General features: G+C 75.0%; 2 protein-coding genes. Both read right to left on the bottom strand.

Annotation, left to right across the window (positions count from 1 at the left end):
* Positions 1–39 precede the first annotated feature (39 nt).
* Positions 40–5,034 (bottom strand): type I polyketide synthase, encoded by a 4,995-nt coding sequence (locus tag A8711_RS12390; protein WP_069088283.1) that lies wholly within the window; start codon positions 5,032–5,034, stop codon positions 40–42.
* Positions 5,035–5,070: 36 nt separating this feature from the next.
* The gene (locus tag A8711_RS12385; protein ID WP_069088282.1) at positions 5,071–16,020 is read right to left on the bottom strand and encodes a type I polyketide synthase; all 10,950 of its coding nucleotides are present in this window, start codon (positions 16,018–16,020) and stop codon (positions 5,071–5,073) included.
* Positions 16,021–16,030 lie beyond the last annotated feature (10 nt).

The following is a 16,030-nucleotide window of genomic DNA, read 5'->3' as shown; positions in this document are numbered from 1 at the left end:
CCGCTTCCTCGAAAGAGACGGGAGAGAGCTGGAGCTGGGTCAGGAGATGCCGAGGTCCTTGTCCACCATCGCGAACAGTTCGTCGTCGGTGGCGTCGTCGAGGTGCCGGCCGATGTCGGCGCCACCGCTGTCCTGGCCGAGCCGGGAGAGCATCGCCTGCAGGCGTACGGTGGCCCGCACCCGGGCCGCCTCGTCCCGGGCGACCACGTCGAGGCCCTCGGCGATCCGGTCCAGATCGTCGAGGAGCGCGTTCGGGGTGACCACGTCGTCGTGGGCGACCTCGGCGTAGAGGTACTCCGCCAGGGTCGTCGGGGTCGGGTAGTCGAAGACCAGGGTGACCGGGAGGGCCACGGCGGTGGCCGCGCCGAGCCGGTTACGCAGCTCGACGGCGGTGACGGAGTCGAAGCCCAGCTCCCGGAACGCCCGATGCTCGTCCACGGAGTCGGCGGACGGGTAGTTGAGCACGGCGGCGACCTGGCCACGGACCAGGCCGAGCAGCACGGCGAACCGCTCGGCGGCGGGCAGCCCGGCGAGCCGCTCCCGCAACGACTCCGGGCCGTCGCCGGCCTCCACGCTGTCCATCGCCTCGGCGGCGGCGAGCCGCCGCACGTCCGGCAGGTCGCTGATCAGCGGACCGGGCCGGGTGGCGGTGAACGCGACGGAGAACCGTTCCCAGGCGATGTCGGCGATGGTGAGGAACGCCTCGCCGTGGTCCACGGCCTGGTGCAGCGCGGTGATCGCCGCCTCCGGGGTCATCTCGGGTACGCCGTGGCGGTGCAGCAGCTCGCCGAGCGGCCCGTCGGCCATGCCGCCGCCGGCCCACGCCCCCCAGGCGACGGAGGTGGCGGTGAGGCCGAGGCCCCGGCGGTGCTGGGCGAGCGCGTCGAGGAACGCGTTGCTCGGGGCGTAGTTGCCGACGCCGGAGCTGGCCACGCTGCCGGCGAAGGACGAGAACATGACGAACGCGGACAGCTCGTGGTCGAGGGTCAGCTCGTGCAGGTTGTACGCGACGTCGACCTTGGCCCGCAGCACCCGTTCGATCTGCTCGGGCCGGATGTCGTTGATCATGGCGTCGTCGAGGACCGCGGAGGCGTGCACGACCGCGGTGAGCGGGTACTCGGCGGGGATCGCCTCGATCAGCTCGGCCAGGGCGTCGCGGTCGGAGGCGTCRCACTCGACCACTGTGGCCTGGGCGCCCAGCGCGGTGAGGTCGTCGACGAGCTGCTGCGCGCCGGGCGCGGCCATGCCCCGCCGGCTGACGACGACGATGTTCTCCACACCGCTGCGGGCCAGCCAGCGGGCGGCGTGCCCACCGAGCGCGCCGGTGCCACCGGTGACGAGCGCCGTGCCGTACGGCTGCCACGGGTTGGCGGGCTGACTGTCGCCGAGCGGGACGCGGGTGAGCCGGCGGGCGAGCAGGCCGCTCGGGCGTACCGCGATCTGGTCCTCGTCCCCGGCGGTGGTGAGGGCCGCGACCAGCAGGTCGGCACAGCGGTCCTCCACGGCCTCGGGCAGGTCCACGAGGCCGCCCCAGCGCTGCGGGTGCTCCAGCGCGGCGACCCGGCCGAAGCCCCAGACCAGCGACTGCGCCGGGGCGCGCAGCAGGTCGGCCATGCCTACCGACGCGGCGCCGGAGGTGACGCTCCACATCGGCGCGCGCAGGCCGATGTCGCCGAGGGCCTGGAAGAGCGCGACGGTGGCGGCGAAGCCGCCGGGCACGGAGGGGTACAGCGGGTGGGCCAGCTCGTCGAAGGCGAGCAGCGAGACCACGCCGGCGACGTCGGCGGTGGCGTCGCCGCCCGGTCCGGCGGCGAGCGCCTCCTGCAGCAGCTTGCCGAACTGGTCGCGGTCGACGTCGGGCGTGGAGACGGCCACCGGCACGAGCGTCGCGCCGGCCGCCGCGATCGCCTCGACGCAGGCGTCCTGCCAGGGCTCGATGATGTCGCCGGTCGGCATGACCACGACCCAGGTGCCGTCCATGCCCCGGTTGGCGACGCCGGTCAGGGGCTTCCAGGTGTCCTGGTAGCGCCAACTGTCGATGTCGGCCTGCCGGCGCCGCTGCCGGCGCCAGGAGGTGAGCATCGGCAGGGCCGGCAGCAGCGCGTCGAGAACCTCGTGTGCCGGGGTCTCCTCGGTGGCGATGGTCTCGGCGAGCGCCGTGACGTCCCCGCTCTCGACGGCGGCCCAGAAGCCCGCGTCGCCCGGGTCGCCGCTCATGCCCGACAGCAGGGTCTCCAGGTCGGGCCCGCCGCTGCCGTCGAGCCAGAACCGCTGGTGGTCGAAGGCGTACGTGGGCAGCGGCGCGACCTCGGTCTCGGCGAGGACGTCCGCCAGGTCGACGGGCAGGCCGACGGCGTACGCGGTGGCGAGGTTGGTCAGCAGCCGGGTCGCGTCGTCGTCGCCCCGGCGCAGGCTGCCCAGGGTGTGCCCGCTCACGCCGGTGTCGTCGAGGATCGCGGTGACCGGCATCGTCAGCACCGGATGCGGGCTGATCTCGACGAACGTGGTGTGCCCGGCGGCGACCGCCGTACGGACCGCGGCGTCGAACTGCACGGTCTGCCGCAGGTTGTCGTACCAGTGCTCCGCGCCCATGGTGAGCGGGTCGGCCCACTCGCCCGTGAGGGTGGAGACCAGCCGGGTGTGGCCGGCCCGCGGGGTGACGCCGGCCAGGTCCGCGCGGAGCTGCTCGGCCACCTGCCGCACGGCCTCGGAGTGCGACGCGTAGTCCACGGGGATCAGCCGGGCGCGGACGCCCTGCGCCTGGCACGCCTGCACGAGGTCGGCCACGGGCTGCGGCGGGCCGGACACCACGACGGTGGACGGCCCGTTGACAGCCGCGACTCCGACGCCCGGGAACTCCCCCAGGCGCTCGGTGACCGCGTCGGCGGACAGGTCGATCGACGCCATCGTCCCGGTCCCCCGCAGCACCGTCAGCGCCCGCGACCGCAACGCCACTGCCTTCGCGGCGTCCTCCAGGCTCAGGATCCCGGCGACACAGGCCGCGCCGATCTCGCCCTGGGAGTGACCGATCACCGCGTCCGGGACGACGCCCGCCGCGCGCCACACGGCCGCCAGGGCGATGCCGACGGCCCACAGCACCGGCTGCACGACCTCGACCCGCTCCAGCCACGACTCGTCGTCACCGGTCAACACCGCGACGAGGTCCACGTCGAGGTACGGCGCCAGGGCCCGCTGGCACTCGGCCAGCTTCGCGTCGAACACCGGCGTACGACCGACGAGCCCGGCCGCCATCCGCGCCGACTGCGCCCCCTGACCCGGGAACACGAAGACGGGACCTGCGCCGGCGCTGGTGACCGTACCGGTGACGAGGTTCCCCGCCGGCTGGCCGGCGGCGAGGGCGTCCAGCCCGGCCAGCAGCTCGTCGGCGGTCGACCCGACGACGGCGGCACGGTGGTCGAACGTCGAGCGGGTGGTGGCCAGCGACCAGCCGACCGCCGCCGGATCGATCTCGCCGCGCCTGCGCAGGAAGTCCGCGAGCCGGGCCGCCTGCCCGCCCAGGGCGGTCCTCGACCGGGCCGACACGGGCCAGAGGGTCACGTCCGAGGCGACCAGGCCCGGCCGGCGCGCGGGCTCGACGGCGCCGGTCCCGTCCGCCTGCCCGCCGTCGGCGGTCGCCGCCTCGGCGACGCGCGGGCGGTACTCCTCCAGGATGACGTGGGCGTTGGTGCCGCTGACCCCGAAGGAGGAGACGCCGCCGCGGCGGGGGCGGTCCAGTTCCGGCCACGGCTTGGACTCGGTGAGCAGGGAGACCGCCCCGGCCGTCCAGTCCACGTGCGGGGACGGCTCGTCGATGTGCAGGGTCTCCGGCATGACGCCGTTACGCAGCGCCATCACCATCTTGACCAGCCCGGCGACGCCGGCGGCGCTCTGGGTGTGGCCGATGTTCGACTTCACCGAGCCCAGCCACAGCGGACGGTCGGCCGGGCGGTCCTGCCCGTACGTGGCGATGAGCGCCTGCGCCTCGATCGGGTCGCCGAGGGTGGTGCCGGTGCCGTGCGCCTCGACCATGTCGACGTCGGCGGAGCCGAGCCGGGCGTTGGCGAGGGCCTGGCGGATGACCCGCTGCTGAGAGGGGCCGTTGGGGGCGGTGAGCCCGTTGGAGGCGCCGTCCTGGTTGAGGGCGCTGCCCCGGATCACGGCGAGGACCGGGTGGCCGTTGCGTTCGGCGTCGGCCAGCCGCTCCACGACGAGCACGCCGCCGCCCTCGCCCCAGCCGGTGCCGTCCGCGCCGGCCGCGAAGGCCCGGCACCGGCCGTCGACGGACATGCCGCGCTGCCGGGAGAAGACGACGAACACGCCGGGGGTGACCATGACGGTGACGCCACCGGCGATGGCCAGGTCGCACTCGCCGCGGCGCAGGGCGTTCACGGCGAGGTGCAGGGCCACCAGCGAGGAGGAGCAGGCGGTGTCCACGGTGACGGCCGGGCCGTTGAGGCCGAGGGTGAACGAGATCCGGCCGGACGCCACGCTCGTGGTGTTGCCGGTGCCGATGTACATGTCGACGCCCTCGGGCACGTTCGGCAGACCCATGCCGTAGTTCGAGGTGCTCAGCCCGACGAAGACACCGGTGGAGCTGCCGCGCAGCGACAGCGGGTCGATGCCGGCCCGCTCGACGGCCTCCCAGGACGTCTCCAGCAGCAGCCGCTGCTGCGGGTCCATGGCGAGGGCCTCACGCGGCGAGATCCCGAACAGGGACGGGTCGAAGTCACCGGCGCCGTCGAGGAACCCGCCGATGCGGGTGTAGCTCTTGCCCGGCTTGTTCGGGTCGGGGTCGTAGAGCGCCTCCAGGTCCCAGCCCCGGTCGTCCGGGAACTCGGTGAGCGCGTCCCGGCCGTCGGCGACAAGCTCCCACAGGTCCTCCGGCGACCGCACGCCACCCGGGAAGCGGCAGCTCATCGAGACGATGGCCAGCGGCTCCTGGTCGCGGGCCTCGACGGTCTGCAGCTTGCGCTTGGTGTCGTGCAGGTCGGCTGTCACCCGCTTCAGGAAGTACCGCAGCTTGTCGTCGCTCATCGGGTGGCCCCTGCCTCGGTCCGAAGGTTGGTCATCTCAGGAGATTCCAAACTCTTTGCTGATGAAGTCGAAGATCTCGTCGTCGCTGGCCGATTCGAGGTCTGGCCGGTCCGGTTCGACGGCGGGCCCGGCCGCCAGGTCGGACGCCTTGGCGAGCAGGTCCTGCATCCGGGCGGTGAACCGGGCGCGGGCCGCCGGGTCGAGCGGGATGGCGGTGAGCAGGCTCTCCACCGTGTCGATGCCCTGGAAGAGCGGCTGGGTGGAGGGCGCCGCGTCGGCGGCGATCTCGCTCGTCAGCTTCTCGGCGAGCGCCGTCGGCGTCGGGTAGTCGAACACGAGCGTCGCCGGCAGCCGCAGGCCGGACAGGCTGTTGAGCCGGTTGCGCAGGTCGACGGCGGTGAGCGAGTCGAAGCCCAGGTCGGTGAAGAGCCGGTTCGGGTCGACCGCGTCCGAGCCGGCGTGGCCGAGGACGGCGGCGATGTTCGCGCGTACCACGTCGAGCACCACCTTGAGCCGCTCCGGGGCGGCCAGTCCGGCGAGCCGCCGGCCGAGCTGCACCCCGCCGGAGCGGGCACCGGTGGCGTCCATGGAGCGTCGCAGCGGCACCCGGACCAGGGCCCGGAGCATGGGCGCGAGGGTGCCGGTCTCCGCCTGCCCGCGCAGCGTCCCGACGTCCAGGCGCATCGGCAGGACGGTTGCCGCGTCGAGCCGCCACGCGGCGTCGAAGAGATCCAGCGCCTGCTCGGTGGCCAGGCCGGTGGCGCCCTGCTCGGCCATCCGCCGCACGTCGTCGCCGCCGAGGTGGCCCGTCATGCCGCTGGCCTGCGCCCACAGGCCCCAGGCGAGCGAGATGCCGGCGAGCCCGCGTGCCCGGCGGTGCGCCGCGAGGGCGTCGAGGAAGGCGTTCGACGCCGCGTAGTTGGACTGGCCGGCGCTGCCCAGCGTGGCCGCCGCCGACGAGAACAGGACGAAGGCCGCAAGGTTCGCGTCGGCCGTGAGGCGGTGCAGGTGCCAGGCGGCGTCGATCTTCGGCACGGCGACCGCGTCCACCCGTTCGGGGGTCATCGACTCCAGCACGCCGTCGTCGAGGACGCCGGCGGCGTGCACCACGGCGGTGAGCGGGTGCGCTGCCGGCACCCCGGCCAGCAGCGCCGACAGGGCCTCGGGGTCGGCGGCGTCGCAGGCCGCGACGGTCACCTCCGTACCGGAGCCGGCGAGTTCGTCGACCAGGTCGCCGATCCCCTCGGCCGCCGCGCCGCGCCGCCCGGCCAGCAGCAGGTGCCGTACGCCGTGGCTGGTGGCGAGGTGGCGGGCCAGGATGCGGCCCAGCACGCCCGTGCCGCCGGTGATCAGCACGGTGCCGGCCGGGTCGATCCCGCCGGGCAGCGGCTCGACACCGGCCGGAACCCGGCCGAGCCGTGGGGTGCGGACCTGCCCGTCGCGCACGGCGAGCTGCGGCTCGCCGGAGGCGATGGCGGCGGCCAGCGCGGCGGCGCTGTCCGGGGCGTCGTCGAGGTCGACGAGCTGGCACCGGCCCGGGTGTTCGAGCTGGGCGGCACGCAGCAGGCCCCAGACCGGGGCCTGGCGCAGGTTCACCTGCTCCTGCTCCCCCGCCGCGACCGCGTCCCGGGTGACGAGCACCAGCCGCGAGTCGGCGAACCGGTCGTCGGCGAGCCAGGTCCGCAACGCGGCGAGCGTACGGTGCGTGGCGGCGCGCGCCTGCGCGGCGAGCTCCGGGTCCGACGGGTTCCCGGCGTCGCCGACCGGGACGATCACCAGCTCGGGCGCCGGCTCACCCCCGGCGAGCAGGTCGCCGAGGGTGTCGAGCCCGACGTCGGTACGCACCCGGGCACCGGCCGCCTCGCAGGCCGCGCTGAGCACCAGGTCGTCGCCGAGCGCCACCCAGCGGATGGCCGCCGGCACGGGGCCGGTGGGCACCGGCAGCACGGGCCAGTCCACCTGGAACAGCGACTCGTGCCGGCCGGAGCGGGCCGCGCCGAGGGAGTCCCCGGAGACACGGCGCATGATCAGCGAGTCGACGTGCAGCACCGGGGCGCCGGTGGCGTCGGCCACCTGGAACGAGACGCCGACCTCGCCGGCCGCGGCGACGCGCACGCGCAGGGCGGTGGCCCCGGCGGCGAGCAGGGAGACCCCGGTCCAGGCGAACGGCAGACGGGGCACGCCGACGTCGGCGCCGTCGCCCATCCGGCCGAGGAAGCCGCCGATCGACATGGCCTGCAGCGCGCCGTCGAGCAGCGCCGGGTGCACGCCGAAGCGGCCGGCCTCGGCGTGGTGGCCGGCGGGCAGCTCGACCTCGGCGAAGACCTCGTCGTCGCGGATCCACGCGGCACGCAGACCCCGGAACGCCGGCCCGTACCCGAAGACGGTCGCCTCGATGCCGGAGTAGAAGTCGTCGGACTCGACGCGCGTCGCGCCGGGCGGCGGCCACACCCCCAGGTCGAAGGCGGGCGCGGCGTCGGCCGGCTGCGGGCCGAGCAGGCCGGTGGCGTGGCAGGTCCAGGCGACGTCGGCGAGGATCTCGTCGGAGCCGTCCCGGTAGGGCCGGGAGTGGAGCTGGACGGTGCGCCGCCCGTCGTCGTCGCGGTCGCCGACCGTCAGCTGCACCTGGAGCGCGCCGAGTTCGGGCAGGACGAGCGGGGCGAGCAGCGTCAGCTCCTCCACCGTCGGGCAGCCGGCCTGCGCACCGGCGTATGTGGCGAGTTCCACGAAGGCGGTGCCGGGCAGCAGGATGTTGTCCATCACCCGGTGCTCGCCGAGCCACGGGTGGGTACGCACCGACAGCCGCCCGGTGAAGACCATCCGCTCGCTGTCGGGGAACGTCAGCGTGGCGCTGAGCAGCGGGTGCCCGGCGTCCTGGAGACCGGCGGAGCTGACGTCCTGCGCCCGGTGCGCCGGCGGCTCGACCCAGTACCGCTGGTGGTCGAAGGCGTACGTGGGCAGGGCGACAGGGTCGGTCCCGGCGAGGACGGCCGTCAGGTCGACGGGCAGGCCGATCGCGTGGGCGGTGGCGAGGTTGGTCAGCAGCCGCGTCGGGTCGTCGTCACCGCGGCGCAGGCTGCCCAGGGTGTGCCCGGTGACGCCGGCGTCGTCCAGGATCGCCGTCACCGGCATCGTCAGCACCGGGTGGGGGCTGATCTCCACGAACGTCGTGTGACCCGCCTCGACCGCCACCCGCACGGCGGCGTCAAACTGCACGGTCTGCCGCAGGTTGTCGTACCAGTAGCCGGCGTCCACCGACGCCGGATCGACCCAGTCCCCCGTCAACGTCGAGACGAGCCGAGTGTGCCCCGGCTGCGGGCTCACGTCGGCCAGATCGGCGCGCAACCGCTCGGCCACCTCCTGCACCGCCGCCGAGTGCGACGCGTAGTCCACCGGGATCAACCGCGCCCGCACCCCGTCGGCCTGACACGCCGCCACCAGATCCGCGACCGGCTGCGGCGGACCCGACACCACGACCGTCGACGGGCCGTTCACCGCCGCGACGCCCACCCCGGGGAAGCCCGGCAGGCGCTCCGTCACCGCGTCCGCGCGGAGGTCGACCGACGCCATCGTCCCGGTGCCCCGCAGCGCGGTCAGGGCCCGGGAGCGCAACGCCACCGCCTTCGCCGCGTCCTCCAGGGAGAGAATCCCCGCCACACACGCCGCGCCGATCTCACCCTGCGAGTGACCGATCACCGCCACCGGAACCACACCCGCGTGCTGCCACACGGCGGCGAGGGCGACGCCGACGGCCCACAGCACCGGCTGCACGACCTCGACCCGCGCCAGCCACGACTCGTCGTCACCGGTGAGCACCGACACGAGGTCCACGTCCAGATACGGCGCCAACGCCCGCTGGCACTCCGCCAACCGCGCGTCGAAGACCGGCGTACGACCCACCAGACCGGCCGCCATCCGCGCCGACTGCGCACCCTGACCCGGGAACACGAACACCGGGCCCGCACCGTGCGACGACGACGTCGCCGCGACCACGTTGCCAGCCGGCGACCCCGACGCCAGAGCGTCCAGCCCCGCCAGCAACTCCTCCGTGCTCGACCCGACCACTGCCGCCCGGTGGTCGAACGTCGACCGGGTCGTCGTCAGGGACCAGCCCACCGCCGCCGCATCGACCTCGCCGTGCTCGCGTACGTGCCGGGCCAGCCGGGCCGCCTGGCCGGTCAGGGCTTCCCTCGACCGCCCCGACAGCGGCCATGCCACGACGCCGGAATCCACGAGGCCGGGCCGGGTGTCCACGCGTGCGGCGTCGACCGGCTCGTCACCCTGCTCGATGATCACGTGGGCGTTCGTGCCGGAGATGCCGAACGACGACACCGCCGCCCGGCGCGGCCGGTCCACCGCCGGCCACGGCCGCGACTCCGTGGCCAGCTCGACGGCGCCGGAGGTCCAGTCGATGTGCGGGGACGGCTCGTCCACGTGCAGCGTCGCCGGGACGAGGCCGTGCCGGATGGCCTGCACCATCTTGATCACACCGGCCACCCCGGCGGCGGCCTGGGCGTGGCCGATGTTCGACTTGATCGAGCCGAGCAGCAGCGGCCGGTCGGCGGGCCGCTCCCGCCCGTACGTGGCCAGCAGGGCCTGCGCCTCGATCGGGTCACCGAGCGTGGTGCCGGTGCCGTGCGCCTCGACCACGTCCACGTCGGCCGTGGTAAGGCGGGCCGACGCCAGCGCCTGGCGGATCACCCGCTGCTGCGACGGACCGTTCGGGGCGGTCAGCCCGTTGGAGGCGCCGTCCTGGTTGATCGCCGAGCCGCGCACCACCGCGTACACGGTGCGGCCCTGCCGGCGCGCGTCGGAGAGCCGCTGCACGAGCAGCATGCCCACGCCCTCGGACCAGCCGGTGCCGTCGGCGGACGCGGCGAACGACTTGCACCGGCCGTCGGCGGCCAGGCCGCGCTGCCGGGAGAACTCGACGAAGGCGGTCGGGGTGGCCATCACCATCACGCCACCGGCGAGGGCCATGTCGCACTCGCCGCGCCGCAGCGCCTGACCGGCCCAGTGCAGGGCCACCAGCGACGAGGAGCAGGCCGTGTCCAGCGACACCGCCGGCCCCTCCAGTCCGAACGTGTACGCCACCCGGCCGGAGATGACGCTGCTGGTCATCCCGGTCAGCATGTAGCCCTCGGCGGCCTCCGGCGAGTACGCGAGCAGCGAGCCGTAGTCCTGGCCGCTGGTGCCGACGAAGACGCCGGTGCTGCTGCCCCGTACGTCGGCCGGGTCGATGCCGGCGGACTCGAAGGACTCCCAGGTGGTTTCCAGCAGCAGCCGCTGCTGCGGGTCCATGGCCAGGGCCTCGCGGGGCGAGATGCCGAAGAACCCGGGGTCGAACCGGTCCACGCCGCTGAGGAAGCCGCCGCCGCGGGCGTAGAAGGTGCCGGGGGCGTCGGGGTCGGGGCTGTAGAGGCTGTCGAGGTCCCAGCCACGGTCGGTCGGCAGGTCGCTGATCGCGTCGACGCCGTCGACCACCAGCCGCCACAGGTCGTCGGGCGACCACACGCCGCCGGGCAGCCGGCAGGCCATGCCGATGATCGCGAGGGGCTCGTCGTCGCCGACCGGCACGGTGGTCGTCGCGGGTCGCACGGGGACCGGGGTGCCGGCGATCTCCGTACCCAGGAAGCCCGCCAGGTCGTGCGGGGTCGGATAGTCGAAGACGAGGGTGGCCGGCAGCCGCATCCCGAAGGCGTTGTTGAGCCGGTTGCGCATCTCGACGGCGGTCAGCGAGTCGAAGCCGAACTCGCTGAACGCCCGGCGCGGCTCGATGGCCGCCGGGTCGGGGTAGCCGAGCACGGCGGCGGCCTGCCCGCGGACGATCTCGACCAGCGCGGCGGCCCGCTCGGCGTCGCCCAGCCCGGCGAGCTGCTGCACCAGTGACGCGCCGGTGGTGGCCGCGGCGGCGCGCGCGGGCGTGCGGATCAGCGCCCGGTACAGCGGCGGGATGCTCCCGCCGGCGAACTGCACCTTCATCGCGGCGAGGTCCAGCCGGGCCGGGACGAGCGCGGCGTCGGTGGTGCGGCAGGCCACGTCGAAGAGCGCGAGCCCCTCCTCGGCCTCCATGGCGGCGACGCCGGAGCGGGAGATCCGGTTGAGGTGGACGTCGTCCAGCTCGGTGGTCATGCCGCTGCGGTCGGCCCAGAGGCCCCAGGCGAGGGTGAGCGCGGCGAGGCCGCGCGCCTTGCGGTGGTGGGCCAGCCCGTCGAGGAACGCGTTGGCGGCGGCGTAGTTGCCCTGGCCCGGGCCGCCTGCGGTGGCGGCCAGCGAGGAGTACGAGACGAACGCCTTCAGGCCGAGGTCGGCGGTCAGCTCGTGCAGGTGCCACGCGGCGTCGACCTTGGGCCGCAGCACGCCGTCCATCCGCTCGGGGGTGAGCGAGGAGATGACGCCGTCGTCGCGGACGCCGGCGGCGTGGACGACGGCGGTGAGGGGGTGCTCCGCCGGGATGCCGGCCAGCAGCTCGGCCACGGCGGCGCGGTCGGCGACGTCGCAGGCGGCGACGGTGACGCTCACGCCGAGCGCCTCCAGCTCGGCGCAGAGCTCCGCGACGCCCCCGGCGGCGCGGCCGCGCCGGCTGGTGAGGATGAGGTGCCGGACGCCGTACGTGCTGACCAGGTGCCGGCTCATCAGCTGGCCGAGGGTGCCGGTGGCGCCGGTGATCAGGACGGTGCCGTCGGAGTCGAACGGGGCGGCCGGCGGCTCGGCCGGGGCGGGAACCCGGGTGAGCCGGGCGCCGGCGGCGACACCCGCGCGGATCACGACCTGCGGTTCGTCGGTCGCGACGGCCGGGACGAGCGCGGCGGCACAGCCGGCCACGTCGTCGACGTCGACAAGCACGAACCGGTCGGGGTTCTCCGACTGGGCGGAGCGGAGCAGGCCGATCACGGCGGTGCCGGCCAGGTCGGTCAGGTCGGCGTCCCGGTCGGTGGCGACCGCGCCCGAGGTCAGCACCACCAGCCGGGACACCGCGTAGCGCTCCTCGGCGAGGAACTGCTGGAGCACGGCAAGCACCCGGTGGGTCGCCTCGGCGACGGCGCGCGGCACGTCCGCCGACGCGGGCGGGTCGAGCAACGGCAGGACCAGCACGGCGGGCGCGTCCGTGCCGTCGTCCATCGCCGTGGCCAGGGCCGTCAGGTCGGGGTACGCCGCCACGGCCGTGCCGGTGGCCGCGACCGCGTCGGTGAGCGCCGCGGCGTCGCCGATGACCGCCCAGTCGACAGTGGACGGGCTGGCGGGCAGCGCGAGCGGCGCCCAATCGACCTGGAAGAGCGACTCGGTGCCGCCGCCGGAGGCGGTGCGGAGCTGGTCGGCGGAGACCGGCCGCAGGACCAGGGAGCCGACGGAGATGACGGGCGCACCGGCGACGTCGGTGAGCAGCAGCGAGATGCTGTCGGGGCCGGTGTGCGAGACCCGGACGCGGGCCGCCGCGGCCCCGGCGCCGTGCAGGGCGACGTCGTTCCAGGAGAACGGCAGCCGGCCGTACCCCGGGGGCATGCCCGCCCCTGAAGGCTCTCCGGCCGGCGTGGTCAGGCCGAGGGTGTGCAGCGCCGCGTCGAGCAGGGCCGGGTGCAGGCCGTATCCGCCGGCCTCGGCGGCGGGGGCCTCGGGCAGCGCCAGCTCGGCGAAGAGGTCGTCGCCGCGCCGCCACGCGGAGCGCAGGGCGATGAAGGACGGACCGTAGTCGTAGCCCTGGGCGGAAAGGTTCAGGTAGAGGTCGTCGGTGCCGACCTCGGTGGCGCCCGGCGGCGGCCAGGTGGTCAGGTCGGACCAACCGGCGGGGCCGCCCGGGGCGGCGGGGCCGCTGGCCAGCACGCCGCTGGCGTTGCGGGTCCAGGTCCGCTCGCCCGCGCCCTCGGCCGGCTCGCCGTCCTGGGCGGAGTGCAGCGACACGGACCGGCAGCCGGTCTCGTCGGCCGGGCCGATCCAGAGCTGGATGTCGACGCCCCCGGTCTCCGGCAGGATCAGCGGCGACTCAAGGGTGAGTTCGCGGACGTGGTCCGCGCCGACGTGCGCGCCGGCCTGGAGGGCGAGTTCGACGAAGCCCGTGCCGGGCAGCAGCACGGTGTCGAAGACGACGTGGTCACAGATCCACGGGTGGGTACGCCGGGCCAGCCGGCCGGTGAACAGGAATCCCTCGGCGTGCGCGACGCCGACGGCGGCCCCGAGCAGGGGGTGTTGCGCGGGGCGCAGGCCGACGGCGGTGACGTCGCCGGTCCACCCGGCGCCCGCCTCGGGCCAGTAGCGCTGGTGCTGGAAGGCGTACGTGGGCAGGTCGACGCGCCGCGCGCCGGTGTCGGCGAACCACTGCCGCCAGTCGACCGCAACCCCGTGCACGTGCAACTCGGCCAGCCCGGCCAGCAGCCCGTGCACCTCGGGCCGGTCCGCGCGCTGCGCCGGCACGGCGAGCACGGCGTCGTCGGCGGGCAGGATGTCGGCCGCCATCGCGGTCAGCACGCTACGTGGGCCGACCTCCAGGAACGTGTCCGCCCCAGCGGCGCGCAGCGCGGCGACCCCGTCAGCGAACCGCACCGCCTTGCGCACGTGCCGCACCCAGTACTCCGGCGTGCGGATCTCATCGCCGGCCAGGGCACCGGTCACGTTCGACACGACCGGCAGCACCGGCGCGGCGAACTCCAACCCGTCGAGAACGGCCCGGAAATCAGCGAGCATCGGCTCCATCAACGGACTGTGGAACGCGTGGCTGACCGCGAGCCGACGCGTCCGCACAGCCCGGTCCTTCCAGACCCGCTCCACCTCGTCGAGGGCCTCGACGGCACCGGAGACCACAACAGCCTGCGGACCGTTGACCGCCGCGATCCCTACACCGGCCAACCCGTCCAGCGCCGCCGCCACATCGGCCTCGGCCGCCGCGACCGCCAGCATCCCGCCACCGGTCGGCAGCGCCTGCATCAACCGGCCCCGCGCCGCCACCAACGCGCAGGCGTGCTCCAGCGACAGCACCCCCGCCACGTACGCGGCCGTGACCTCACCGATCGAGTGGCCGCCGACCAGGTCGGGGGCGACGCCGAAGGACTCGACGAGACGGAACAGCGCCACCTCGACCGCGAACAGACCGGCCTGCGTGAACACCGTCTGGTCCAGCAGCTCCGCCTCAGCCGAACCCGGCTCGGCGAAGAGCACCTCACGCAGCGGGCGCGGCAGGGCTCTGTCCAGGTGCCCGCACGCCTCGTCGAGGGCCGCAGCGAACACCGGGAACTCGGCGTACAGCTCCCGGCCCATGCCGGCGCGCTGCGCACCCTGGCCGGAGAACAGCACCGCCAACGGACCCCGGCCGCCGGCCTGGCCCACGACAACCGCACCCGACGGCTGCCCGGCGGCCAGGGCACGCAACCCGGCCAGCAACTCCTCACGGCCGGTCGCGGAGACCACGGCCCGGTGCTCCAGGGTGGAGCGTGAGGTGACCGACGAGAAGGCCACGTCCAGGGGCCGCAGGGTCTCGTCGGCGGCGATCCGGGCCGCCCAGCGGCCCGCCTGCGCGGCGAGGCCGGCCGCGTCCCGGGCCGACACCGGCACCGGCACGACCGGCCGCTCGACCGGCAACGCGGCGGCGGCCGACGGAGACTGTTGGGGCGCCGGAGCCTGCTCCAGGATGGTGTGGGCGTTCGTGCCGGACACCCCGAACGAGGAGACGGCCGAGCGGCGCGGCCGGCTCACCGCCGGCCACGGCGTCGCCTCGGTCACCAGCGACACCTCGCCGGCCGACCAGTCGACCTCGGGCGTCGGCTCGTCCACGTGCAGGGTGGGCGGTACGACGCCGTGCCGCATCGCCATGACCATCTTGATCACACCGGCGACACCGGCGGCGGCCTGGGCGTGACCGATGTTCGACTTGACCGACCCGAGCAGCAGCGGCGCCGAGTCCCCCCGGTCCTGCCCGTACGTGGCGAGCAGCGCCTGCGCCTCGATCGGGTCGCCGAGCCGGGTGCCGGTGCCGTGCGCCTCCACCACGTCCACGCCGCCGGTGGCGAGGCCGGCGTTGGCCAGCGCCTGCTGGATCACCCGCTGCTGCGACGGCCCGTTCGGGGCGCTCAGGCCGTTGGAGGCGCCGTCCTGGTTGACGGCGCTGCCCCGCACCACGGCGAGGACGGGGTGGCCGTTGCGCTGCGCGTCCGACAGCCGCTCCAGCACCAGGACGCCGACGCCCTCGGACCAGCCGGTCCCGTCGGCGGCGGCGGCGAACGCCTTGCAGCGGCCGTCGGCGGCGAGGCCGCGCTGCCGGGAGAACTCGACGAAGGCGGCCGGGGTGCACATGGCGGTGACCCCGGCGACGATCGCCAGGGTGCACTCCCGCTGCCGCAGCGCCTGCCCCGCCAGGTGCAGGGCGACCAGCGAGGACGAGCAGGCGGTGTCGATGGTGACCGCCGGGCCCTCCAGCCCGAAGGTGTAGGCGATCCGGCCGGAGACCACGCTGCCGGCGTTGCCGGTCATCAGGTGCCCCTCCAGGCCCTGCGCGGCGCCCATCAGCACGGTGCCGTAGTCCTGGCCGGTGCTGCCGGCGAAGACGCCGGTGCGGCTGCCGCGCAGCGAGTGCGGGTCGATGCCGGCCCGCTCCAGGGCCTCCCACGATGTCTCCAGCAGCCAGCGCTGCTGCGGGTCCATCGCCAGCGCCTCGCGGGGGGAGATCGCGAAGAAGCCCGGGTCGAAGTCGGCCAGGTCGTGGACGAAGCCGCCCTGCCGCGTGTACGACGTGCCGCTCTGTTCAGGGTCGCTGTCGTAGAGCGACCCGAGGTCCCAGCCGCGGTCCTCGGGGAAGTCGGTGACCACGTCCCGGCCGGACGCGACCACCTCCCACAGGTCCTCGGGAGAGCGCACCCCGCCGGGGAAGCGGCAGCTCATGGAGACGATGGCGACCGGTTCCTGTTCACCGGCCTCCACCTCGCGCAGGCGCTGGCGCACCTGGTGCAGGTCAGCGGTGACCCGCTTGAGGTAGTCGAGAAGCTTCGCCTCGTCAGCCATGGACCGCGCA

Origin of the sequence: Micromonospora sp. II (genome assembly GCF_001709195.1) — a bacterium.
Taxonomy (GTDB): Bacteria; Actinomycetota; Actinomycetes; order Mycobacteriales; family Micromonosporaceae; genus Micromonospora; species Micromonospora chalcea.
The sequence above is the reverse complement of the archived record's forward strand: the minus strand, read 5'-3'. Positions and strand labels throughout refer to the sequence as shown.

Coding starts and splice junctions, on each gene's coding strand:
- A8711_RS12385 (WP_069088282.1), bottom strand. CDS start 16,020: ATGGCTGACGAGGCGAAGCTTCTCGACTACCTCAAGCGGGTCACCGCT.